The sequence below is a fragment of the Paenibacillus sp. FSL R7-277 genome (assembly GCF_000517965.1).
Taxonomy (GTDB): Bacteria; Bacillota; Bacilli; order Paenibacillales; family Paenibacillaceae; genus Paenibacillus_AQ; species Paenibacillus_AQ silagei.
The window spans coordinates 1-25,465 of sequence record NZ_ASPX01000019.1 but is presented as its reverse complement, the minus strand read 5'-3'; the positions used below and the strand labels follow the sequence as shown (position 1 = coordinate 25,465).

The window sequence follows — 25,465 nt, the reverse complement described above, 5'->3', positions numbered from 1 at the left end:
TGCAAGTGGAATAGCACTATATTGCGCTTAATCGAAAAAGAGCTGGCGGTAGATCAGGCTCTCGCCCCCGCTGCGGAAATCGCCTGGTGTCAGTCCGGTCAGGCTACGGAAGGCCTTGATAAAGTAGCTTCCGCTGGAATAGCCGATCTGCTGTGCAATAGCTTCAATGCTTAAGCTCGTCCCCCGGAGCAGCTCCATCGCCTTCTCCGTTCGGACCCGGGTCAGATAAGCGCCGGGTGTCAGGCCGGTGCTGGCCGAGAAACGGCGGATGAGATGATATTTGGACAGGGAGACATGCTCCGACAATTGGTCGATGCTGATCATCTGCGGGTAATGCTGCTCGATGAATGCAGCGGCGCGCTTAATATTCTCTGACCATTTGTCCCTGTCGCTCAGCGTAGCTGTCTGCATCCGGGTCAATTCGGTCATGAATTGATAGACACTGGATGAGGCGATCAGCGGATCGGAGATTCTGCCCGCTCCGGCATCCATTACAATCATCCGCGCGAGCCGGACAGGGGCACAATCTGCGGGCAGCCGGGGCACCTCGCCCGCTTCGCGCAGGAATCTGCGCCAGTGGGGCAGGATCAGGCTTGGGCGCAGCAGGAGGAACAGGAACTCCCACGGCTCTGCCGCATCCGCCGGATAGTAATAACGGTGAGGTCCCGGGATTTCCGCCAGCAGAGCCTGTCCGGCCCGGACCCGGTAAGTCCGGTTCTCTGACTCGAACACGCCCTCACCGGAGAGCGTGTACTGGAACAGCAACAGCGGGCCGTCGCTGCGCTCCATCCCGTCCCAGCGGTATGTGGGATCGGAGACGGAATCATAACCGGCTGCGAACAATACGCACAGCTGCAGCTCCTTATCTTCGGCAAAGCGAAAGCCATAGGTCCCTCCGGGGATGTCCATTGAGATCCTCCTTTTCTCAACAAGTACTTAATATCTTAACATATCATTGAAAATATAAAGCGCCTTTGCTACTGTTACGAATAGAAACGAGAGAAGGAAGGTTATGGAATGTCCCAGATGCAAACGTACCAACCGGCAGCTAATCATGTCAGACTCATCGGACGTACCCACTGGATGGGGGAGGTGCTGTGGCTGGCTCTTTCAGGGAGCGGGGTGGAATTCTCATTCTACGGCCGGGCGGCCCGGATCACTCTGCAAGGCGATGATATCGCTGCAACCGGCAACAATCTGGCCCGGATTGGAATCAGTGTTAACGGCCAGCAGGTGATAGACGATCAGGTGGATCAGCTACGCAAAACGTATACAGTGTTCGAAAGCGACACCGAGCAAGAGGTTACTGTAAGAATTACGAAGCTGTCTGAAGCAGCCATGTCAACGGTTGGCATTGCGGAGATTGCGGTGCAGGCTGAGGAAGCGATTAAGCCAACTCCATCTCCGCAGCATACGATCGAATTCATCGGTGATTCCATTACCTGCGGGTATGGTGTGGATGATGAAGAAGCGCTGCATACCTTTTCTACGGCTACAGAAAATGTAACTAAGGCTTATGCCTACCTGAGCGCAGAGCAGCTTGGTGCGGATTACAGTATGGTGTGTTACAGCGGATACGGCATTATTACCGGCTATACAGAAAATGATCAGAAGCTCACCACGCATCTTCTGCCCGATTACTACGAGAAGGTAGGCAAGTCTGAAGGGAGGTTCGGCGGCAGTCTGCTGCCTCAGGAGATAGCTTGGGATTTCAGCAGATTCACGCCGGAGCTGATCGTTATTAATCTGGGGACCAACGACGATTCGTACACGAAGGATGACCCTGCCAAGCAGGCGGATTATGCAGAGAACTATGTCGCTTTTCTACAAATGGTCAGACGGAATAATCCCGATTCGACCATTCTGTGTACGCTCGGGATCATGGGAGACAGGCTGTATCCTATCCTGGAGCAGGCGGTGGACCGCTATGCCCGGGAAACCGGCGACAGCAGAATCTCGGTGATGAAATTCGAGGTGCAGCTAGAGGCGGACGGCCACGCTGTCGATTATCATCCTTCGCAGGTGACGCATCGCAAAGCGGCGGATAGACTGGCGTCAGAGATCAGGAAGCTGATGAAGTGGTGATCTGAGCGGATTAAGGCTGGCGAGTTGGGGAAGCGGGCTGGCTGGCACGGAAAGCAGGCTGGATAGCAGGCTGACTGGCTGGGAGCTGAAATGAAAAGGGAAAATCCCTTTGGATCGGCTGGAAGCGGGCTGGCTGGTGAAGAAATCGAGCGGGTAGTCCAGTAGTCCAGTGGTGATTGCACTATGTGCAATAGAAATTCATAAAACACCTCTAAAAATAGTCCCTATTGTATTTAGTACAGTAGAATACTGGAGAGAGGCCCAATATGGGCAAAATCTCTAAATTCTGCTGTACATAATACAGTAGAAAGGCTAGAAGGGTAGTTTTATAGCTCGATCTAATGTACAAAGTGCAATAGGCACATACGTCTCAGCACTCCAACCTGCCATTCCGTCCCTCATCACCGATGAATTCCCTTCTCACGCACAAACCTCTCCAGCACCCCGAACTCCTCCGTCACCTTGGTGAATGGCAGGGCTGCAAGGACCTGCTCCCGGTACGGGTTACGGGCTCCAGCCGCCAGGCGGGAATCCAGGATGCTGAGTACACCGAGGTCTGTCTCGCTGCGGATCAGGCGCCCGGTACCTTGTCTTAAGCGCAGCAGCATGTCCGGCACGTAGACCTCCATGAGCGGATTCTTCGCCTGCGCAGCCTTGTATTCGTAGACAGGATCAGCCGGAACCGGGAACGGCAGCCGGAAGACGATCAGATGCGACAGATCTGCACCCTCGATATTCACGCCTTCCCAGAACACGCCGGTACTCAGCAGCACGCCTTTGCTCGCCCGGAACTCAGCGATCACCCCGTCCTGCGACGAGCCTTCCCGCTGCATATGCAGCGCCCAGTTCAGCTTCTCCGCACTCAGCTTCTTGTGAATGTACTTCATATCCTCTTTGGCCGAAAAAAGCACCAGCGTCCGCCCGTCCGTTACATTGCACAGCCGCAGCAGCTCCTTATACGCCGCTTCCAGATAAGCTTCCCGGTTATGGTGGTTATAGTAAGGAACGTCTTTGGCAATATACATCATCGTATGGTTGTCGTAATCGAACGGTGAAGCCTGACGCTCCATATACTCCCCTCTGTAGCCCAGCGAACGGGAGAGATAAGCGTATTGTTCCTCCAGCGTACCGCCGGACTGGCTGAGGGTTGCGGAGGTGAGGATGACAGAGGTCTTGCCGCTAAATAGACTGTATTTCAGGAATTGGCTGATCCCCTTGGGGCAGATGCTGACGGTAGCTTCTCCCCGGGGCTGGCTGGCCCAGAGCAGATAGTTGTCCTCCGTCCCGGCCAGCACCTGGAAGAGGACAATCATTCCGTTAACCGCTTCGAAGGTATTATCAATCTCCCGCTCATGCCGGGAGGTCAGCACCGAGAGACTGAGGCGGAACTCCTGCAAAATCTTCACGGCCTGCTGCAGCGGGACTCCCGTAATGGCTGATACTTTAATCCGGTCAGTGTCCTGCTTGGCCGAGTGCAGCAGGTCCGCTTCGATCTGTCTGAACAGCTCTTTGGCACATCGCCGAACGAACTGGCAGGACTTCATCAGGCTGCGGTCCGCCGACTGCTTGAACAGAAGCTGCATGGCATCCTCCAGCACCCGGGAGATCTGCCGGAAGGTGAATTCGAGCGTCTGGGCATCCCTGACCTTGGCTTCCAGATTATGCGCTTCATCTATAATGATCAGAGCAGGCCGCTCGGTGATCAGGCCTTTGGTCCCTTCCTTTTTCTTGATCAGGTCTCGGATCAGCAGGTCCTGGTTCACGATGATGATATCCATCTCGCCTGGGCCGGCGTTGATCTTGGCCCGCATGTCGTAGAAGGCGCAGGTATGCTTGTAGTGGCAGTGCTCGAACTTACAATCTGTCACACACACGTTAGACCATAAGGCATCACTGACTCCGCCCTTCAGATCTGCCCGCTCGTTGATTTCTGCATTCAGGATACGTTCTGCCATTACAGTGAGCGGGGAGCCGGACTCCCCGGACGGGAACAGGTCCGCTGCCCGGTACCGGCAGGCATATTGCCCCATGCCCTTGCCGACTACAGAGCGGACCATGGAGAAGCCGAGCCGGCTGCCGATGAACCGCAGATCCTTATGGATCTGTTCGGAGAGCTGGATGGACGAGGTGGCGATAATGACCGGCTGCCGGGAGAGCTGGTTGATGAGCAAGCCGGGAATCAGGTAGGCGAAGGATTTGCCGATACCGACTCCGGCTTCAATCATGGCATTTCGGCCATGGACATAAGCGTCGGCAATATCCAGCGACATATCCTGCTGGCCGAGCCGTTCGGTGAGACCGAGCCGTTTGAACCGGTCATACATACGGAAGATGGCATTGACCAGGGCAGGCTCGGCGTTTTTGGCCGGCTCCTGCTTCTGTAATTTGTAGAGATCATTTAACCAGCTGATGACGACCGCCCCTTTTCCTTGTCAATGATAGTCTTGTCCTTCATGGATTACGGCAGAGGTTGTTATTATCTTAGATAGCGGGCGAACAGTCAAGGGTAAAGGCGGAATCCGTCTGCTGGCATCCCGGAAGTCCGCTATCTTATAATGTTAATAAAATCATAGTCTGCGTACTGATCATGAAGGGAGAGAGAACATATGAGCGAACGTCTGCCTTGTCAGACCCCGGGCTGCACGGGAAGCATTCTTCCTGCAACCGCACTGAAGACCGGGGGGATCTGTATGCCCTGCCAGCAGCGGAAGCTTGCAGAGGAGAGACAAGCTTATATTGAGCAGAACCGTAAAGAGGTGAACAGGTACGCCGGTATCCATGATCCGGTTGAAATTCTCACCATGATGCACAGCCCGCGTAAGCCTGATCCGCTGATCAAGGAAGTCCCTTACCCCCGGACCGCACAAGAGCTGTATCACGGACTGACGGAGGAAGAGAGAGGGCGGATGGAGAGCTACGCCGTTCATTTATTAGAAGAAGAGGATATAGACCAGGCGGAGACGGTGCTGGTGTCACTCCTCTGCTTCACGGATACACGGCTTGGGCCGGGTCTGGAAATGCTCCTCCACACAGGGAATTATTCGCCCGCGATCCTCTTCAAGGATGCTGACGCGCAGGTCAGGGACAGGCTCATTGCTCAGGTGGAGTCCGATCCGGTTAACCGTAATCTGCTGCTGCTGGCGCTGGCCTGGATTGGCGATGAAGAGGTGGTCAGGCTGTTCGCGGCATGGCGTCAGTCCCCGCCGGAGTGGGCGTCAGCGTTATATATAGCTCCCGAGATGTATGCCCGTGAAGCGGGCTGGGAGCTGGATGCCGGAGGCGGCAAAAAGCAGCTGTATCATCCTGAATGTTACCCCTTCCTGGTAAGCAGGGAAGACACTCTGGAAGCGCCCGGTGCTCCGGCGGCTGTTCAAATGCTCCAGGCAGGAACGCACGCCTGTCCTTGGTGCGGAGGTGCGCTAACCGTTTTATTTGATTACGATTTGAAGCATCCGCAGGTTAGGTTCATGGAGCTTCCCGGCAAGCGACTAAGAATTGCAGCCTGTATGCACTGCAACTGTTATGGCACTGTATATATGAAGGCTGATCTGGAGGGCGGGTATGCATGGAGTGAATATAATGTTGTTCCTGGATATCTGCCTGACAATACTGGAGGAGCATTGGCGTTCAACACGTGGCATGTAATGCAGCTGTCGGAACAGCCGGCAGGTACTTATGAGAGTGCATACTGGGTTCTGGAGGCACCGGCCTCGCAGATCGGAGGTCATCCGGCCTGGATTCAGGATGCGGACTATCCGGCCTGTCCCTGCTGCGCACAGACGATGACTTTTGCGGCGCAGGCGGATATGGGCCAGGTGGCGGAGGACGAGGGAATTTATTATGCTTTTCTATGCCGGGAGTGCCTGATTACAGCGGTGAATTACCAGCAGACCTGAGCCTGCTTTTGTCACAGATAAGTTACGGGTAAAGTGCTACCATGGAATGAAAAATAAACTGGCTGCGGGAGCTGATATATGAGTCGTTTCTCAGTTCATCAGATGATGCATTATTCACTGTATTCTTTTGCCGAGCACAGCCCGGACCCGATTTACATTCTGGGTATGGACAAAAAAGTGAGTTACGCCAATTCCAAATTCGTGGAGCTGTACGGCTGGTCAACAGAGGAATTGAACCTCCATGATTTCCCCCATGTTCCCCCGGAGCTCAGGGACGAGCTTAACCAGATGTATAATTTCATCGATCGGGGGATGCCTCTGTTTGCCCTCGATACCTTCCGGATTAAGCGGAACGGAGAGCTGATCAGTGTCAAGATAACTATTTCCCCTGTAAAAGATCCGGAAGGACGCATTACAGCATATGTATGTGTACTACGGGATGTAACGGAGATCAAGTTCTCAGAGCTGAAATATTACAAGCTGTTTAATGAAGCGAACGATCCCATTTTCATTTATGAGCAGGATGAGGAGGGCAAGCCTTCGAAGTTCCTGGATGTGAACGAAGCGGGCTGCCGGATGCTGGGCTACACACGCCATGAGCTGCTGGACAAGACCCCGCGCTCTATTGCCGCAGAAGCTATGGTGCCGGAGGTGAATAAGATGTTCGGGTCCATTCTTAGCGGAGAAGGAATGTTCGTAGAATGGGTTGAGGTTACGAAGGATGGAAGGGAAATTCCGGTGGAGATCAGTGCGAAGCCGTTCAGGCTGAATGGCCGCCAACTGGTAATCTCGATTACCCGCGATATGACCGAACGAAAAAAAACGGAAGAGTTCCTGAGGTATAGCGAAAGCCTGTCCATGATCGGTGAGCTGTCCGCAGGCATTGCCCATGAAATCCGCAATCCATTGACCAGCATCCGCGGGTTCGTCCAGCTGCTGTATTCCCGCTCCAAGATGAACAGGGAGCTGCACGAGATCATCCTGTCAGAGGTGGACCGGATCAATTCAATCATCAGCGAGCTGCTGCTGCTGGGCAAGGAAATGCCGTCCGAGCTGGCAGACTGTAACCTGGTCCGGCTGCTCGGACAGGTGATTGTCCTGCTGAATGCGCAGGCGCATATGACAGATAACGAAATTGTCATGCACACGGATCTCGACAGCCTGCCTGTCCGGTGCGCGGTTAACAAGCTGAAGCAGGTGTTCATCAATGTGCTGAAAAATGCGATAGAAGCAAGCCCGCACGGAGCAGAAATTACGCTGGAGCTGAAACATGAGGAGCATACAGCCATTATTCGCATCATCGACACCGGGCCGGGCATACCGGCAGAGCTTCTGCAGCAGATCGGTGCTCCGTTCTTCACGACCAAATCCGGAGGGAATGGATTAGGTGTTATGATCAGTAAGAAAATTATCCATAATCATAAGGGGACTCTACAGTTCAAAACCAACCAGCCGACGGGAACAATAGTTGAGATTACGATGCCATTGCTTCATGAATTACAACATACATAAGCGGTATCCAAACGGAGCAGTGAGGTCAGACCAGACCCCGCTGCTCTTTTGATTATCTGCGCTCAGGGAAAGTTCACAATAAGAATAATGGGGTTTCGTTATTTGAAATTTTGGGTATATAAGCTATATTTTCGAAATATAAACGCAAGGCATGCTACAAGCTGGAAAGTGAGGGTTCTCATGGATTTTCCGGTCAACATCCTGCTCGTAGACGATCATCCCGAGAATCTGCTTGCCCTTGAGGCCGTTCTCAGCGGAGAGCCTTACCGGTTGTTTCGGGCCTATTCCGGGATTGAAGCTTTACGTTGTCTGCTGGAGGAGGAATTCGCCGTCATTGTGATGGATGTGCAAATGCCGGATATGGACGGGCTGGAGACGGCGCGCCTTATCCGTACCCGGGAGAAGAATCATGTGGTGCCGATTATTTTCATGTCCGCTAACAGTACAACGATGGAGGATATCTTCGCAGGTTACTCTGTGGGTGCGATGGATTACATGACGAAGCCCTTCGTCCCGCAGCTGTTCAAGTCCAAGATTGAGGGCTATGTCAGCATGTATGAAGCGAATAAGACGCTGCAGCTCCAGAGCGAAATGCTGAAGCAGCAGGCGCGGCAGCTGGAGAAGACGAATCAGGAGCTTCGGGAAGCGAAGGAAGCGGCAGAAGTTGCCTCCAAGGTGAAATCTGAATTCCTGGCGATGATGAGTCATGAGATCCGCACGCCGCTGAACGGGATCATCGGGATGTCTGATCTGCTGCTCGCCTCTGATCTGCCGGAGGAATATTGTGAGATGGCGGGGATTATCCATACAAGCAGTAATGCCCTTCTGTCGGTGATCAATCCCATTCTCGATTATTCCAAGCTGGAAGCCGGGAAGCTGGTGGTGGAAGATGCGCCGTTCTCTCTGCAGGACTGCCTGAGTGAGACTATTGCTCTGTTCACTGCTAAGATCCGTGAGCGGAAGCTTGACATGGTAGTGGAGATTGATCCTGCTGTGCCGCCTGATCTGGTGGGAGATGTGAACCGCCTCCGTCAGGTGCTGAATAATCTCGTAGGCAATGCCGTGAAGTTCACCCATGCAGGCAGTGTATACATAATGGTTAACAAGCTGGAGGGACTGGCAGAGAAGCTTACACTTGAATTCACAATCAGAGACACAGGAATCGGGATTCCCCCGGATAAAATCGGCGAGCTGTTCCAGCCCTTCTCCCAGCTCGATGCCTCTACCACACGCAGGTTCGAAGGCACGGGGCTTGGCTTATCGATCAGCAAAGCTCTGGTGGAGCTGATGGGCGGAAGCATCCGGGTCGAGCCATCGGAGGAGCCCGGGGCTACGTTTGTTTTTACAATTGTCGTTCGTGAGCATCTTGGATTGGAGCAAAAATACGTGCTGAATAAGGGGCAGGGTTGATACTATGAGCGATGACAACCAAATCAAAGAAAACCAGGGCGATGGAATAGACGCCGGTGAACTGCTGAGCGCCTTGATGGCGATGAAGAAGGGCAATTTCTCCCACCGGATGCCGTATGACCGGACGGGAATCGCCGGTAAGGTAGCGGATACGTTCAACGAGATTATGGAGATTCAGGAGAGCCTGGTGAACGAGGTTCAGACGGTGGCCAGAGTGGTCGGCAAAGAAGGGAACCTGTCCAGACGGTTCGTGCAAAAGAATCTGGGCGGGTCCTGGGAGACGGTGACCGATTCCTTGAACGGACTGGTCATTGACCTGATTCAGCCGACCAGCGAGATGGTCCGGGTCATTAATGCCGTAGCCAAGGGCGATCTGTCTCAGCAGGTGGAGCTGGCGATTGAAGGACGGCCGCTTACCGGCGAGTTTCAGCGGACGGCAAGCAATATCAATAGGATGGTGAATCAGCTCAGCACGTTCGCCTCTGAGGTTACACGCGTGGCGCGTGAGGTGGGTACCGAAGGGATTTTGGGCGGACAGGCTGATGTGAAGGGGGTCTCCGGCACCTGGAAGGATCTGACCGACAGCGTCAATTACATGGCGACGAATCTTACGGATCAGGTGCGCAACATCGCAGCGGTGACAACGGCGGTAGCAAACGGCGATCTGTCGAAGCAGATTACGGTCAATGCGCGCGGCGAAATCATGGAGCTGAAGAATACGATCAACACAATGGTGGACCAGCTCTCCATGTTCGCCTCTGAGGTGACCCGGGTGGCGCGCGAGGTCGGGACCGAAGGCAAGCTCGGCGGACAGGCCGATGTGAAGGATGTCTCCGGCACCTGGCGGGATTTGACCGAGAGCGTCAACTATATGGCGTCCAACCTGACGAACCAGGTGCGGAACATCGCGGTCGTGACCACGGCGGTGGCCAACGGCGATCTGTCGAAGAAGATTACCGCTGATGTGCAGGGCGAAATTCTAGAACTGAAGAACACGATCAACATCATGGTGGATCAGTTATCGACCTTTGCTTCCGAGGTGACCCGGATGGCGCGTGAGGTGGGTACGGAAGGGATTCTCGGCGGGCAGGCTGATGTGAAGGGCGTGTCCGGCACCTGGCGGGATTTGACCGAAAGCGTCAACTATATGGCGTCCAACTTAACGAATCAGGTGCGCAATATCGCGGAAGTGACCACGGCGGTAGCCAAGGGCGACTTGTCGAAGACGATTACCGTCGATGCGAAGGGCGAGATTCTGGAGCTGAAAAGCACCATTAACATCATGGTGGACCAGCTCAGCAATTTCGCCTCCGAGGTCACGCGTGTGGCGCGCGAGGTATCTACGGAAGGAATTCTCGGCGGACAGGCCGATGTGAAGGGAGTCTCCGGGACCTGGAAGGATCTGACCGACAGCGTGAACTTCATGGCGGGGACGCTGACGGATCAGGTGCGCAATATCGCTGAAGTGACGACTGCCGTGGCGAAGGGGGATCTGTCGAAGCAGATTACGGTGAATGCGACCGGCGAGATTCTGGAGCTGAAGAACACCATTAACACTATGGTGGAGCAGCTGTCGATCTTCGCCTCCGAGGTGACGCGCGTGGCGCGTGAGGTCGGCACTGAAGGGATGCTGGGCGGACAGGCGCAGGTGAAGGGCGTAGCCGGGACCTGGCGCGATTTGACCGAGAGCGTGAACTATATGGCGTCCAACCTGACGAATCAGGTGCGCAACATCGCGGTCGTAACGACAGCGGTGGCGAACGGGGACCTGTCCAAGAAAATCACTGCGGATGTGCAAGGCGAAATTCTGGAGCTGAAGAACACGATCAATACGATGGTCGACCAGCTCTCCATGTTCTCCTCCGAGGTGACGCGTGTAGCGCGCGAGGTCGGTACAGACGGCAAGCTCGGCGGCCAGGCGCAGGTGAAGGGAGTCGGCGGCACCTGGAAGGACTTGACCGAAGGCGTAAATAACATGGCCCGCAATCTGACGGACCAGGTGCGTAATATTGCAGATGTGACCACGGCGGTAGCCAAGGGCGACCTGTCCAAGAAGATCACCGTAGACGTCAAGGGCGAGATTCTGGAACTGAAAAATACGATCAACACGATGGTGGATCAGCTCTCCATCTTCGCCTCCGAGGTGACGCGTGTAGCGCGCGAGGTGGGTACGGACGGCAAGCTGGGCGCGCAGGCCGAGGTGAAGGATGTGTCCGGCACCTGGAAGGATCTGACCGATACGGTCAACTTCATGGCGAGCAACCTGACGATTCAGATGCGCAACATTGCCGGTGTAACCACGGCGGTAGCGAACGGGGATCTGTCCAAGAAGATTACGGTGGATGTCAAAGGCGAATTGCTTGAGCTGAAGAACACGATCAATACGATGGTGGATCAGCTGAATTCGTTCGCCTCTGAGGTAACGCGTGTAGCGAGCGAGGTCGGCACGGACGGGAAGCTGGGCGGACAAGCCCAGGTGCGCGGTGTCGGGGGGATCTGGAAGGATCTGACCGACAACGTGAATATTATGGCCACCAATCTGACCGATCAGGTGCGCGGCATCGCCAAGGTCGTGACGGCGGTAGCGAACGGGAACCTGAAGCAGAAGCTGACGGTGGAGGCCAAGGGCGAGATTGCCGAGCTGACGGATACGATCAATAACATGATCGAGACGCTGGCCACCTTCGCTGATCAGGTGACTACCGTGGCCCGCGAGGTTGGAGCCGAAGGGAAGCTGGGCGGTCAAGCCAGTGTGCCGGGAGCCGCGGGTACCTGGCGTGATCTGACGGACAACGTCAATTACATGGCGAGTACGCTGACCACACAGGTGCGGGCCATCACCAATGTGGCTACCGCAGTGACTAACGGCGATCTGTCACGGGCAATTGATGTGTCCGCCTCCGGGGAGGTTGCCACGCTCAAGGATAACATTAACGAGATGATCCGTAATCTGAAGGAGACGACCCGGATCAACACCGAGCAGGACTGGCTGAAGACCAATCTGGCCAAGTTCTCGCGGATGCTCCAGGGGCAACGCGATCTGTATGCGGTCAGCCGGATGATCCTGTCCGAGCTGGCTCCGCTGGTATCGATGCAGCATGGCGTCTTCTACATTAATGAACCCTCCGGCGGGGAAGCGGTCTTGAAGCTGTTCGCCAGCTATGCCTATCAGAACCGCAAGCATCTGGCGAATGAATTCCGGGCGGGGCAGGGGCTGGTCGGCCAGTGCCTGATTGAGAAGCAACGGATTCTGCTGACCAATGTTCCGGGCGACTATGTGATGATCTCGTCCGCGCTGGGCGAAGCAACGCCGCTTAATATCATTCTGCTGCCGATCATCTTCGAGGATCAGGTGCTGGCGATTCTGGAACTGGCGACCTTCCGGCCTTATAGCGATATCGACATCGCCTTCCTGGATCAGCTTACGGAATCCATCGGCAGTGTGATCAACACGATGCAGGCGAACCAGCGTACGGAGGAGCTGCTTATCCAGTCCCAGTCGCTCACCGAGGAGCTGCAGAAGCAGCAGCTGGAGCTGCGGAGCACGAATGACGAGCTGGAGGATAAGGCGAAGCTGCTCGTACTCCAGAAGGCGGAGGTGGAGAGCAAGAACCATGAGGTGGAGGTGGCCAAGCGTTACCTGGAGGAGAAGGCGGAGCAGCTTGCCCTTACCTCCAAGTACAAATCCGAATTCCTGGCTAACATGTCCCATGAGCTGCGCACGCCGCTCAATTCCTTGCTGCTTCTGGCAGAACAGCTGGCCGAGAATCCGGATGAGAATCTGCATGAGCTGCAGGTGAAGTTCGCCAAGACGATACAGGATTCCGGGCTGGAACTGCTGAACCTGATTAATGATATCCTCGATCTGTCCAAAATCGAATCCGGCACGATCACGCCGGATTTCAGCGAAGTCTCGCTGGCGGAGCTGACGGACGGGCTGGACCGTTCTTTCCGCCATATGGTGAATGCCAAGAAGCTCGACTACCGGATCAAGATTGATCCCGGTGTACCGGCCAGTATCGCCACGGATTCCAAGCGTCTGCTGCAAATCCTGAAGAACCTGCTGTCGAACGCCTTCAAATTCACCGAGCAGGGGCAGATTATGCTGCAGATCCGCAAAGCGGCTGACGGGTGGCACCCGGATAAGGAGTCGCTTGAGCGGGCCACCACCGTAATCTGCTTCTCGGTAAGTGATACGGGAATCGGCATTCCGGCGGAGAAGCAGCAGATTATCTTCGAAGCGTTCCAGCAGGCGGACGGCAGTACGAACCGGGAATACGGCGGAACGGGTCTCGGGCTTGCCATCTCCCGCGAGATCGCCGAGATGCTCGGCGGAGAGATTAGCCTGTACAGCGAAGTGGGCAAGGGAAGCGTATTTAACCTGTACCTGCCGACAGATGCGGAATTCACTGAACTGGAGCCTCCGAAGGTTCATGTTCCGGAGGTCATTGACATTACCCCGGCCAAACGCAGAAGCAGCCTTGTCAAGCCGGAAGAGGAGCCCTTCGCGGATGACCGCGATGGGATTGAACCGGGAGACCGGGTGTTCCTGATCATTGAGGATGACCAGAAGTTCAACGAGATCATTCTGGGGATGCTCCACAAAAAAGGAATCAAAGCGGTTATCGCCACCAGCGGCTGGGATGTCCTGGAGCTGGTTCAGAAATACCAGCCGTCGGCCATCACGCTGGATCTGCATCTTGGCGGAGATACGGACGGCTGGCTGGTGCTTCAGCAGCTCAAAAACGATATCGGGGTGCGGCATATTCCGGTCTGCGTAATGACCGTGGATGAAGACGAGGTGCAGCTGCTGCAGAAGGGGGCTTACGACTACTTCCGCAAGCCCGTGACCAATGAGGAGCTGGAGAATGCGCTGGACCGGCTGAACCGGTTCGCGGATCACACCACGGCTAATCTGCTGGTCGCCGTCCAGGATGAACAGGAGCGCAAGCATATAGCCGAGCTGCTGGACAATCCTGATCTAACACTCACCGCCGTAGAGACCGGGCGCAAAGCCTTGAACCAGTTGAACAGCAAGTCGTTCGATGCGATCGTGCTGGACAGCAGCCTGGCAGACATGAATCTGATCCGCTTCCTCCGGGAGATGTACAAGAACGCCAGGAACAAAAGAATTCCCGTGCTGGTGCAGATGAACCGGAAGCTGACGCCGGAGGAAGAAACCGAATGGGACGAGCTGGCGAAGATGGCAGTGCTCAAAGAGGTGAAGTCGGATGCCCAGCTGATTGATGAAACGACCCTCGCCCTGCACCGCAAGGCAGAGGATCTGCCGCCGCTCTCCAGAGACAAGCTGGTGAAGCTGTATCAATCGGATGAGATGATCGAGTATAAAAAGGTGCTTGTCGTGGATGATGATATCCGCAACATCTTTGCGCTTACCTCTATTCTAGAGCGTCATCAGATGAAGGTGATCCCTGCGGAGAACGGCCAGGATGCGATCACGCTGCTGGAGCAGACACCGGATATCGGAATTGTCCTGATGGACATCATGATGCCGGGAATGGACGGCTACGAGACAACCCGGGCGATCCGGGAGAAGCCGGAGTGGAGGGACCTCCCGATTCTTGCGCTTACTGCCAAGGCGATGAAAGGTGACCGGGAGCTGTGCCTGGAAGCAGGCTGCTCGGATTATATTACCAAGCCGGTGAACAGCGGACAGCTGTTATCGATGATGCGTACCTGGCTGGACGAATAGAGCAAGAAGATTAGGACCCATGCTATACAGACAGGAACAGGAGCCAACCCCTTAGCCGCGATGATGCGGTTAGGGCTGGCTCCTTTTTTTTGCAAATAGGCTGTGAATGTAGCTTATTAATCCGCAGAGGGTTCGAGCCGCCGGCAGGAAGCTCTCTCGATCAAGAGGGTGTCGACTTTGACCTTGGTGCTGACTGCGGGCTGCCGGTGAAGAGAAGCGGTGAACAGATCGACTGCCCATGCGGCCATCCGTTCTTTCTCTACATGAACCGTGGTCAGCTCCGGGGCTACAATCTGCGATTCATTGATATTATCGAAGCCGATGACGGATACATCCTCCGGGACGGAGAAGCCCAGCTCGCTGAGCGCCTTGATCGCGCTGATGGCGATGTAGTCACATTCACAGAAGAAGGCGGTGGGAAAAGGCTGGCCGCTGTCCCTGAGGTGCTGCAGCTTGTCCCTTAACGGCCCCTGGGAGGAAAACAAAGTAGGCGGCACCGCCAGCAGGCTGCTCCGGGGAATCTCCACCCGCGCCTCCGCCATGGCGTCCATGAACCCGCGCTGCCGTTCCCCGAAGTTATGAATCCGCTCCTCGGATGCGATATAACCGATTCTCCGGTGCCCGTGGCCGGTCAGATAGGTGCCTGCCTGATAAGCCCCCATATAATTGTTGATCTCGACAAAATGGACTGGCAGCGCATCGAAGCAGGTGTCCAGCACGATTAAGCCGGGCAGCTTGTCCGAGATATCGGCTATTCTGGCCGCATCCAGGCTGGTCCCGAGCAGAATCACGCCGCTGGTAGGCTCCTCCATCACTGATTGAATGCCCTGCTCATAGTTCTTCTCTTCAAGCGCGGAGAACATCAGACTGTAGCCCCCCATCCGGCAGCGTTCCTCGATATGATGAATCAGCTCCCGGAAGAAGGGCTGCTGATAATACTCCTCATGAACCAGTCCGGCATTGGTGAACACCAGGAACCGCAGGGTGGTGGCGTTCGCTTCGGCGGCCGCTGCTCTTCCCCTGCCGGTGTATCCGTAGGTCTCCGCCAGGCGCAGGATTCGCCCGCGTGTCTCCGGCCCGACCCCCGGCTTTCCGTTCAGCGCCAGCGAGACGGCCCCTTTGGAGACCCCGGCCAGCCGGGCAAGCTCCTCCATATTCAATGACAAGACCTCCATTCAGCATCGTAGCTTAAGTATGTTTAGTGTAAGGGAAGGCGCTAATTTTAGCAATGAAGCGTAATTTGTATTTTTGTTTAGTTATGTTTAGTGAATTTGGCATATAATCGAGGTTAATATAATAGTTGAAAAAGCTGTTTTTTAGCTTGAATAAGAACGTTGACGATGGCATGAAGGTGTTGTAGGATTGCTTTATAATAAATTTATAGTTAGTGATATTAGTTTTGTTTAGTTTTTGTTTAGTTTGATGTTGCTATTTGTATATCTTAGGATTCATACAGAAGGGAGCAGGACTTATGGCTAATCCGAAGGAAGCAGGGCAGGCTGAAGCATTCCAGGGGAGGGTCTCCGTATCGGTGCCTGACCAGACTTCACAGTGGGGCGTATGTGAAATTGTACTGCAAGGAGGTCCTGCCGGGGGCAATCCGTTTACGGAGGTAGCGCTGCAGGCGGAATTTTCGATGGGAGAACGTTCGGTTCTTGTTCTGGGCTTCTATGATGGAGACGGGGTATATCGCATCCGCTTCATGCCAGAGCATCAGGGGAAGTGGACGTTCCGGACCAGCAGCAATGAGCCTGCGCTGCATGAGCTTGAAGGGGGACTGGAATGCACGGCTGCGGCAGGCGGGAATCACGGTCCGGTCCGGGTGCGGAATACTTTTCATTTTGCCTATGCGGACGGAACGCCCTATCTTCCTGTCGGCACGACCTGCTACGCCTGGACCCATCAGGGGGATGAGATGGAGCGCCAGACGCTGGACACGCTGAAAGCGTCTTCTTTTAACAAAATAAGAATGTGCGTGTTCCCGAAGTCCTACTCCTATAACGAGAATGAACCGGAGTACTATCCCTATGAAGGCTCGGCCCGAGCAGGCTGGGATTACAGCCGGTTCAACCCGGCGTTCTTCCGGCATCTGGAGGAGCGGATTGCAGATCTTGGGGAGCTGGGCATCGAGGCCGACCTGATCCTGTTCCATCCGTATGACCGCTGGGGCTTCGCGGATATGGGCAAGGAGGCGGATGACCGCTATCTCCGGTACCTTGTAGCCAGGCTCTCGGCGTACCGTCATGTCTGGTGGTCGCTGGCCAATGAATATGACTTCATGAGCAACAAGGTGCTGGCTGATTGGGAGCGGTATGCCCACATTGTAACGTCGTATGATCCTTACGGGCACCTGATCTCTAATCACAATGGCATTGCCTTCTATGATTTCAACCAGCCCTGGGTTACGCATTGTAGCATTCAGCGTGTGGATGCTTACAAGACCTCTGAGCATACGGATGAATGGAGACGGCGCTGGAATAAGCCTGTCGTGATCGATGAATGTGCCTACGAGGGCAATGTCGAGCATGGCTGGGGGAATATTACCGGGGAAGAGATGGTCCGCCGTTTCTGGGAAGGTGCGGTCCGTGGAGGGTATGTCGGACATGGGGAAACCTATCTGCACCCGGAGGATAAGCTCTGGTGGGCCAAGGGCGGCCGGCTGTATGGTACGAGCCCTGAGCGGATTGCTTTTCTGCGCCGCGTGCTGGAAGAAGGGCCTTCTGAGGGTCTGAACCCGCTGCCTTCGGAGTGGGATCTGCCCAGAGCCGGGGTGGAGGATGAATATGTTCTCTATTATTTCGGATTCAACCGGCCGAAGTTCCGCCAGTTCACGATGAACCCGGAGTTCCGCTATAAGGTGGAGCTGCTGGATACCTGGAACATGACGGTGGAGGAGCTTGCGGGCAGCTATCAGGGAACCTTCAGGGTCGATCTGCCGGGACGGACATATATGGCGGTGAGAATGACGCGTCTGCTCGATGAGCATGACCTGGAGGCGAAATAAGATGTGGAAGGTTGGTGTTGTGGGCGCCGGGTATTGGTCGGACAAGCATTTGCAGGCATGGCAGCGTATCCCTGGCGTTCAGATTCAAGGCCTGTGCGACCTGGATTCGGTTAAGCTGCACAGTAAGGGGGAGGCATACGGGATTCCCGGGGACATGCTGTACTCTACGCTGGAAGACATGCTGTCTTCTGCGGAGCTGGATATAGTAGATATTATTACTGCGCCGGATACTCACCCTGAGCTGGTCGGACTGGCCGCACGGGCCGGGAAGCACATCCTGTGCCAAAAGCCTTTTGCCCGCTCCATGGAGGAAGCCTGTGAGATGGTGGAAACGGCCCGTGCTGCGGGCGTCCGGCTGATGGTTACAGAGAACTGGCGCTGGCTGCAGCCGATTCAGGCCATCCGCAAGCTGCTGGATCGCGGAGCTGCAGGACGGCTCCAGATGATCCGCTATATCCACACGGATTATTATTCACCGCGGTTTGCCCCGGAGAATGAGCTTCCGCAGCCGTTCTTCCGGGAGATGCCGAAGCTGCTGTTCTATGAGATGGGGGTTCACTGGTATGATACATGGCGGTTTCTGTTCGGGGAGCCTAAGCGGCTGTATGCAGAGACCCGGAAGGTCAGTCCGTATATTGCCGGAGAGGACGCCGGGCTGATTACCCTCGGCTATGAGGACTATATGGGACTGATGGATATGAGCTGGGCCACCCGGCAGAATCTGCCCGGCCCGCTAACTCTTCCGGTGCTGCCGGACCATAAGGAGCAGCTGATTATTGAAGGCGATCAGGCTACAATTAAGCTGTACAGCAGCGGCACACTCAGCCTGATTGATAACTATGGGCTGGAGACGGCGATTTCGGAGGATAACGGCCTTGATTTTGAAGAGAGCCATTACCGGCTGCAGTCGCATTTCATTGAATGCCTGGACACTGGCAGGGAATTCCAGACGAGCGGCGAAGATAATCTGAAGACGCTGGAGCTTGTATTCGGGACCTACCGAAGTGCGGAGGAGCATGAGGTCATTCATTTAGCTTAACTCCAAGGTGGCGGCGTGGATAATGGGCGAGTGTACAGGTACGTTCATATATACGAAGAGCCGGAGAGCTGTTGTCCGGTTCTTCGCCATGCTTACCGGCAAGATTGGCTGATCGCCGGGGAATAGCGTACACTGGGTGGATAGAGTCATTACTGAACTTAAGCTGCGGGGTGAGAAGGATGGACAAGCTGCTGGAGCAGATCACGGGCGAGCTGCTGGGTCAGGTTAATATAGAGAGCGTGAATCCGCTGGAGCCGGTGAAGGTCAGCGGTGTACCAAAGCCTTGGAGTGTGCTCGGAACCGGAAATTATGCGGCTGTCTTCTGCCGGCAGGGAGCCGAGGAATTCGCAGTGAAGATCTACGCGCCAGGCAGGCCGGGCATTGAGGAAGAAGCAGAAGTGTACTGCCGCCTTGGACAGCATCCGGCCTTCTCGGAGTGCTATTATGCCGGAGCGGATTTCCTGGTCCTCAAAAGGCTGGGAGGAGTCACCTTCTACGATTCCATGCAACGCGGCATTCTCATTACCGGACAGGCTATTGAAGACATCGACAACGCGCTTCAGTATGCGAGATCCCGGGGACTGCGCCCGCATGATATCCATGCCAAGAATGTGATGCTCCGGGACGGGCGGGGACTGATTGTAGATGTCTCGGATTTCCTGAAGGATGACGACTGCAGCATGTGGGAGGATTATAAGCGGCTGTATTACCGGTTGTACCAGCCGGTGGCTTCCCGCCGGGTATTTCCGGTTCCGCGCCTGATTCTGGAGACGGTCCGCAGAGGGTACCGGTTCTGGCGGCGGCGGAAGCAGAGGCGGAGCGGCTTCAATGATTTGAAAAGGTAACTATATAACATCTGCACGGAACTAAGCGCGGCCATGTCTGGATTTTGCTATTCCCGTGACTTGAAAGTGAAGGTTTGGCAGAGCGATTCCAGATATAATTGATATAGAACCTAGAATTCAATTGAAAATGGACAGGAGCGCGGCTTCATGCACTATACCAATCCCATCATATCCGGTTTCCATCCCGATCCCAGCATCTGCAGGGTAGGGGATGATTATTATCTGGTAACCAGCACATTCGAATATTATCCGGGAGTACCAGTCTTTCACAGCAGGGATCTTGTCCACTGGCGTCAGATCGGCCATTGCCTTACAACGGTAGAACAGCTGCCGCTGGAGAATTCGTGGAGCTCAGGCGGAATATTCGCGCCGACCCTCCGTTACCATAACGGCTGGTTCTATATGGTGACCACGAATGTAAGCGGGATGGGCAATTTCTTCGTCAAAACACAGCATCCGGAAGGCCCCTGGTCGGAGCCCTATCTGGTTGCGCAGAGCGGAATTGATCCTTCCCTGTACTTCGATGAGGACGGGCGCGTATATTTCCAGTCCGCCATGGACGGCGGACAGGGGAACGGGATCTACCAGTGCGAGATTGATATCGGGACCGGGGAAATGCTGACCGGGAGCGTGCTGATCTGGACAGGAACGGGCGGCGCTCATCCCGAGGCTCCGCATCTGTACCGGAAGAACGGCTGGTATTATCTGATGATCGCCGAAGGCGGAACGGAGTATGGACATATGGAGACCATCGCCAGAAGCCGTCAGCCTTATGGCCCGTATGCTGCTTGTCCCCATAATCCGATTCTGTCCAACCGCAGTACGGCAATCAGCATACAAGCCACAGGCCATGCCGATCTGGTTGAGGCGCAGGACGGGAGCTGGTGGGCGGTGTGCTTAGGCATCCGTCCGGTCTCCTATCCGATGGGCCATCATCTGGGCAGAGAGAGCTTCCTGGCTCCCGTAACCTGGACATCCGAGGGCTGGCCGGTTATCGGGAACGGCGGCCACATCGAGCCGGTTATGGACTCGCCGCTGCTGCCGGAAGTCCGCTGGCCGGCGAAGCCCGTAAGAGACCATTTCGATGATACCCGGCTGGGGCTGGACTGGACTTTTCTGCGTAATCCGGCAGAAGGAAGCTGGTCGCTTGAAGAACGGCCGGGCCATCTCGTTCTGCATGGCCACGAGGCTACGCTGAATGAAGCCGCCGCACCTGCCTTTGCGGGCCGCCGCCTCAGCCACTTCACGGCCAATATAGCAGCAGAGCTGGATTATGAGCCGCAGCATGAAGGGGAAGAAGCCGGAATTGCAGTGTACAAGAACGAGAAGCATCATTATGAGCTGGTGATCCGCTCTGTCAGCGGGCGGAGAGCCGCCGTGTTCCGGCGGACGGTCGGTTCACTCCGGGTGGAGCATGTGGAGGAGTGTCCTGACGGGCCGGTCATCCTGAGAATCAAGGCGCTGCCCGGCAGCATAGAAGCCTCGGTTGAGGCACCGGATTCCGGGGTGATCGAGCTGGGGGCTGGAGAGACACATTATCTCAGCACCGAAATCTCAGGAGGGTTCACCGGGGTATTCGTTGCCATGTATGCAACGTCCGTGACGGGACAGGGCGCTCCGGCAGCGTATGACTGGTTCGACTATGAGCCGCTGGATGAGCCGGCGGTATAAGGTGTGAGCAGCAGTTCCTTGGGACATGCTGCTCTTTTTTGCGTTAAACGACGTATGGACCTGGCTGCTGTACAACTACTGCTGATTGCGGTAGGCCTTCGGGGACTTGCCGTACGTTTTTTTGAAGAGACGGGCGAAGTAGTTACTGTCATTAAACCCGCACCTATAGGAGATGTCTGTAATAGGGTGTCTGGTTTGCTTGAGCAGTGAGCATGCATGTTCCAGCCGGAGACGCTGAATATAAGCAATCGGTGTAGTCAGATAATACGCCTGGAATATCCTGTTCAAATGACGGACGGAAATATCCGATTTGGCGGCAATGGCATCAAGAGTAACCGGTTCATGATAGTGATCCTCAATATAGGAGATCGCACTGGCGAGGTGCATCAGGCTGTTGTCCACGCCCTTCTCCTGAATGTCATAATGTCTGGACAGATACACGACCAGCTCCATGAATTTGGAGGCGAGCATGGTCTGATAGCCGTGCTGCTTCTGTTCATATTCGGTAATCATGCCGGCCACAAGCGATGAGACTGCCTCCAGGCTGACGATGGGGAGGTTCATTTTGCTTTTATAGGCGTTAATGCTGCGGTAAAAGGGTTCTAAGACAAACAGCGCCTGATAGCCGTTCAGCGTTCTTAAGTCCGGTCCGGCCAGCTTAAGCATGCCTGATTTGTACATAATGTTGCAAATTCTGAAATCATAAGGGTCCTTATAGGCATGGGGAGTGCCGCCGTTAATCACGAATACATTGCCTTTCTTGATAAAAGCCTCTTCGTCGTTGACGATATGCGCAGCATGTCCGTTCAGCACAATGACAAGCTCGGAGAAGTCTGCATGCTGATGGAGGGAGGTGTCTTCTTCGTGCCCGCCATATTGGATAAAAAAAGGAAAATGCTCGTCAGCCGTGAACCAGTTCAAATATACATTGCTCACAAAGCTCCCACCTCAGAAATACGTATTTGTCTATATAATGCTAGTCTGCGACTTGAAAATCAAGGTTATCCGCCAAAGGTGACGCTAAAATATAACTGTAAACGCATTCAACCAAAGGGGATGAGACGGATGAAAAAACAAATGCCAAGAAGATTAGGGATGGGTCTGCTGGCAAGTATGCTGCTCATTTCGGCAGGCTGCAGCAACAGCAGCAGTGCCGGAAATAACACAAAGAATACAACGAACGGAAATAACAGCGCAAATGATACAGCTCTCGTAACGTTTACCTTCTTTGGCGCCGATGCCAGTCCGAATTGGAACAGGATGGAGGATGATATCGGCAAGGAGATTGTTGCCAAAACAGGTGTTACCCTGAACGCGGAATATGATGTGGGCAGCGGAGGGGGACAGGACAAAATCTCAATGATGGCAGCCAGCGGAGAGTATCCTGATATGATCTATGCCAAGGGAGAGCTGGGCAAGCTGGTGGATGCCGAAGCCATTATCGACCTGACCGAGCTGATTGATAAATATGCTCCGAATATAAAGAAAGTCATGGATGGGAACATGAACCGGATGAAATACAGCAAGGATAATCAGGCGATCTATTCGATCCCGACGAATGTCGGCATTGATCAACAGAGCTTCGATGCGACGAACGGATTTCAGATTCAGCACCGCGTATTGAAAGAGCTTGGATATCCCGAAGTCCGGACGGTGAAGGATTTCGAGAATGTCCTCAAGGCGTATGTGGCTAAGCATCCAACGACGGACGGGCAGCCGACCATACCGCTGACCGTCAATGCTGACGGCTGGAAGATCATGATTACGGTGACAAACCAGGGCGATATCACTACCGGAGGAACCAATGACGGCGAATATTATGTGAACCCTGAGACGTACGAGACGATGCTGCATTATAAGAAGCCTGAAGAGAAGGAGTACTTCCGCTGGCTGAACCGTATGTACAATGAAGGGCTGCTCGACAAGGAATCCTTTGTTCAAAAGGATGACCAGTACAAATCCAAAATCTCCAGCGGCCGGGTGCTGGGGCTCACCTCAGTGGAATGGGAGTATCAGGATGCGGAGAACGCCCTGAAGGCTGCGGGCAAAGACGAATATACGTACGCCCACTTCCCGGTTACGCTGAGTGAGGAGTACAAGGATCACGCAATGCAGTCTGTCGGAGTAGACGGCTACGGGATCAGTATCACCACGGCTTGTAAAGATCCGGTCCGCGCGATTAAATTCCTGGACTGGCTCTCCTCGGAAGAAGGCCAGGTGCTGAGAAACTGGGGGATCGAAGGCAAGCATTATAATGTGGAGAACGGGAAGCGCGTCATCCCTGCCGGCATTCTCGATCAGAAGGTCAACGATGCAGCAAGTTTCACCAAGGCGACAGGGGTGGGATTGTATTCCACGCTGGGAGTCCGTTACGGGGACGGTGTGAAGGATTCTACAGGTAATTACTATACAACGAACTTCCCGGAACAGATTCTGGCCGAATATTCGGGTGCGGAGAAGGAGAGTCTGGCTGCGTATAACGCAACAACCTGGAAAGACCTGTTCCCGGCGGAGGATGAATTCCCGGTCAAGGAATGGGGCGCGCTGTACAATATGCCGGTGCCGACAGATGGGGATTATCAGGTAATCTATCAAAAGACGCAGGATATCGTCCATAAAAGGATTCCCGAAGCCATCCTCTCCCGCACAGCCGATTTCGATAAAATCTACGACGATTTCATTGCGGAGCTGAATAAAGCGGGTGCAGAGAAAATGGAGAAGGAATATACGGAGCTGGTTAAAGCGAGAGTCTCGCTGTTTACCGGGAAGGAGATTGAATAGCAGAGCCGCTTAGCTTACGCGGCAGAGATATTCAGAGATATTCAAAAAGGGCATTTCTGCGGCTAAGAAATTAGCCTTGAAAGCCCTTTTCGTTCGAGTACAGATTCAGCCCTTCGGGATCTTCCGGTAGCTTGAAGGAGAGAACCCCGAAATCTTCTTGAACAGCCTGGAGAAGTAATAAGGGTCGTTGATCCCTATAGCGGAGCCGATCTCCTTAATGCTGAGCTCGGTAAGATCGAGCAGATGGCCTGCCCGCTGGATTTTGAGCCGCAGGAAATACCCGATCGGGGAGACCCCGGTCTCGGCGTTGAAGATATAGATCAGATGCTGCTTTGACACGCCGACCTGCTTAGCCAGCTCAGGCAGGGTGAGGTTGCTGTGTAGCCGTTCGTTCATATACTGGATCGCCTGTTCCAGATACGTCCCGCGTTTCTTCTCCTGCGCGGATGGGCCTGCCGTAATGCCGATGCCGGAGAGCAGCTGTCTGGCCGTCTGGGCGATGTGCACATGGGTAGCCAGGGCGTAGGTCCGCTCAGCCAGCAGCTCATAGGCAGGAACGAACCATTCGATGAGCCGGGCCTTGCCGCTCGGGGCCAGGGCGAGGGGAGCGCCCGACAATCCGAACAGCTTCACCAGCCGGTCCGCATGATTTCCTTTGAAATGGAACCAGTAAATGCTCCATGGCTCTTCCTGCATGGCCCCGTACCGGTGCGGGGTGTGTGGAGGAATAATGACCATGTCCCCCGGCTGCATGGTCATCTGCTCCCCATGATTCAGCTCCACCCAGCCCTCCCCCGCTTCACACAAGATCAAGATATGCGACGGGCTGCCCTCCAGGCGTTCCCTGAAATGATAACGGGCATTCGGGAAATAACCAATGTCCGTAATGAACAAGGAGGCGGTCAGCTCCTCCTGCTCCAATTCCTTCATCCAGTACTCCGGCAGCACATACAGCTTCTCCTCCACAAACCCTTCCGGCTTGCGGATATGGTCTTGATTCATGCCGCTTCCCCCTCCTGAATAGATCGTATATAAACCAAACGTTAGACACCCTGGCCCAACAACTAACTTTCCAATCTCTTCTCGTAGGCATCAGCGTATTCCTTCGAAGGCTTAGAACGGGATATCCCCTTCCAAAAGAAGTGCAATTGAGTTTTTTGGGAGCCGTAGAGACTGAATATAGGGAATGCGAGATGCTTGGGTGCTGGAATGCTAAGATGCTTCGGTGCTCGGTGCTCGGTGCTCGGTGCTCGGTGCTCAGTGCTGGGATGCTGAGATGATGAAAATGTTGCACATTTTGCAATTTTGATTCTCTGGTACAGTGGTGGCAGGGCGGATTGTTGCACAAAATGCAGGAATTTCCCCGTTTGGCCTCAGGAAGGAGGGCAGATGTTGATTTTTGTGCAACAATTCCGGTTTAAGGCTGAATTCAGGAGCGGAATGTTGCATTATGGGCAGGATTTATCCCAACCCCAACCCCAACCCCAACCCCAACCCCAACCCCAACCC

Annotated in this window: 15 protein-coding genes; 10 read left to right on the top strand and 5 right to left on the bottom strand. The window is 54.6% G+C overall.

The features are described from left to right. Positions 1 to 27 precede the first annotated feature (27 nt). The gene (locus tag C173_RS07900) at positions 28 to 909 is read right to left on the bottom strand and encodes a helix-turn-helix domain-containing protein (RefSeq protein WP_036723867.1); all 882 of its coding nucleotides are present in this window, start codon (positions 907 to 909) and stop codon (positions 28 to 30) included. Positions 910 to 1,017: 108 nt separating this feature from the next. Between C173_RS07900 and C173_RS07895 the strand changes: the two genes are divergently transcribed. Next, positions 1,018 to 2,085: an SGNH/GDSL hydrolase family protein gene (locus C173_RS07895; protein WP_051477906.1), complete on the top strand. Its 1,068-nt coding sequence runs from the start codon at positions 1,018 to 1,020 to the stop codon at positions 2,083 to 2,085. Between the two features lie 401 nt (positions 2,086 to 2,486). Here the strand turns inward: C173_RS07895 and C173_RS07890 are convergent, their stop codons facing one another. After that, positions 2,487 to 4,409, bottom strand: a complete 1,923-nt coding sequence (locus C173_RS07890; RefSeq protein ID WP_235191818.1) for an ATP-dependent DNA helicase — start codon at positions 4,407 to 4,409, stop codon at positions 2,487 to 2,489. Between the two features lie 282 nt (positions 4,410 to 4,691). Here C173_RS07890 and C173_RS07885 point away from each other — a divergent pair, with 282 nt between their 5' ends. The 4 genes from C173_RS07885 (at position 4,692) to C173_RS07870 (ending at position 14,616) form a co-directional block, all read left to right on the top strand. Then, the gene (locus tag C173_RS07885) at positions 4,692 to 5,981 is read left to right on the top strand and encodes a hypothetical protein (RefSeq protein WP_036723864.1); all 1,290 of its coding nucleotides are present in this window, start codon (positions 4,692 to 4,694) and stop codon (positions 5,979 to 5,981) included. A 78-nt stretch (positions 5,982 to 6,059) separates the two neighbouring features. Further along, on the top strand, positions 6,060 to 7,493 hold the full coding sequence (locus C173_RS07880; RefSeq protein ID WP_036723863.1) for a PAS domain-containing sensor histidine kinase: 1,434 nt from the start codon (positions 6,060 to 6,062) through the stop codon (positions 7,491 to 7,493). 180 nt (positions 7,494 to 7,673) lie between these two features. Continuing rightward, on the top strand, positions 7,674 to 8,903 hold the full coding sequence (locus C173_RS07875; protein ID WP_036723861.1) for an ATP-binding protein: 1,230 nt from the start codon (positions 7,674 to 7,676) through the stop codon (positions 8,901 to 8,903). Positions 8,904 to 8,907: 4 nt separating this feature from the next. Then, positions 8,908 to 14,616, top strand: a complete 5,709-nt coding sequence (locus C173_RS07870; protein WP_036723860.1) for a HAMP domain-containing protein — start codon at positions 8,908 to 8,910, stop codon at positions 14,614 to 14,616. 116 nt (positions 14,617 to 14,732) lie between these two features. Here the strand turns inward: C173_RS07870 and C173_RS07865 are convergent, their stop codons facing one another. Further along, the gene (locus tag C173_RS07865; protein WP_327196441.1) at positions 14,733 to 15,770 is read right to left on the bottom strand and encodes a LacI family DNA-binding transcriptional regulator; all 1,038 of its coding nucleotides are present in this window, start codon (positions 15,768 to 15,770) and stop codon (positions 14,733 to 14,735) included. Between the two features lie 317 nt (positions 15,771 to 16,087). Between C173_RS07865 and C173_RS07860 the strand changes: the two genes are divergently transcribed. The 4 genes from C173_RS07860 to C173_RS07845 all read left to right on the top strand — a co-directional run bounded on the left by C173_RS07860 (position 16,088) and on the right by C173_RS07845 (position 21,175). Further along, a complete protein-coding gene (locus C173_RS07860; RefSeq protein ID WP_051477905.1) occupies positions 16,088 to 17,620 on the top strand; it encodes a DUF5605 domain-containing protein in 1,533 nt (510 codons plus the stop codon). A gap of 1 nt (position 17,621) precedes the next feature. Continuing rightward, positions 17,622 to 18,659 (top strand): Gfo/Idh/MocA family protein, encoded by a 1,038-nt coding sequence (locus C173_RS07855; protein ID WP_036723856.1) that lies wholly within the window; start codon positions 17,622 to 17,624, stop codon positions 18,657 to 18,659. A 179-nt stretch (positions 18,660 to 18,838) separates the two neighbouring features. Beyond that, positions 18,839 to 19,504, top strand: a complete 666-nt coding sequence (locus tag C173_RS07850) for a serine/threonine protein kinase (RefSeq protein WP_036723855.1) — start codon at positions 18,839 to 18,841, stop codon at positions 19,502 to 19,504. A 147-nt stretch (positions 19,505 to 19,651) separates the two neighbouring features. Continuing rightward, positions 19,652 to 21,175 carry a glycoside hydrolase family 43 protein gene (locus tag C173_RS07845; RefSeq protein WP_036723853.1) on the top strand — a complete coding sequence of 508 codons (1,524 nt, stop codon included), beginning with the start codon at positions 19,652 to 19,654 and terminating at the stop codon, positions 21,173 to 21,175. A 75-nt stretch (positions 21,176 to 21,250) separates the two neighbouring features. On the opposite strand, the gene C173_RS07840 is transcribed toward C173_RS07845, so the two are convergent. Further along, positions 21,251 to 22,111, bottom strand: a complete 861-nt coding sequence (locus tag C173_RS07840; protein ID WP_036723852.1) for a helix-turn-helix domain-containing protein — start codon at positions 22,109 to 22,111, stop codon at positions 21,251 to 21,253. Between the two features lie 129 nt (positions 22,112 to 22,240). Between C173_RS07840 and C173_RS07835 the strand changes: the two genes are divergently transcribed. Beyond that, complete coding sequence (locus tag C173_RS07835; protein WP_036723850.1) at positions 22,241 to 23,956, top strand: ABC transporter substrate-binding protein; 1,716 nt, start codon at positions 22,241 to 22,243, stop codon at positions 23,954 to 23,956. Positions 23,957 to 24,061: 105 nt separating this feature from the next. On the opposite strand, the gene C173_RS07830 is transcribed toward C173_RS07835, so the two are convergent. Further along, positions 24,062 to 24,958: an AraC family transcriptional regulator gene (locus tag C173_RS07830; RefSeq protein ID WP_036723849.1), complete on the bottom strand. Its 897-nt coding sequence runs from the start codon at positions 24,956 to 24,958 to the stop codon at positions 24,062 to 24,064. Between the last annotated feature and the right edge of the window lie 507 nt (positions 24,959 to 25,465).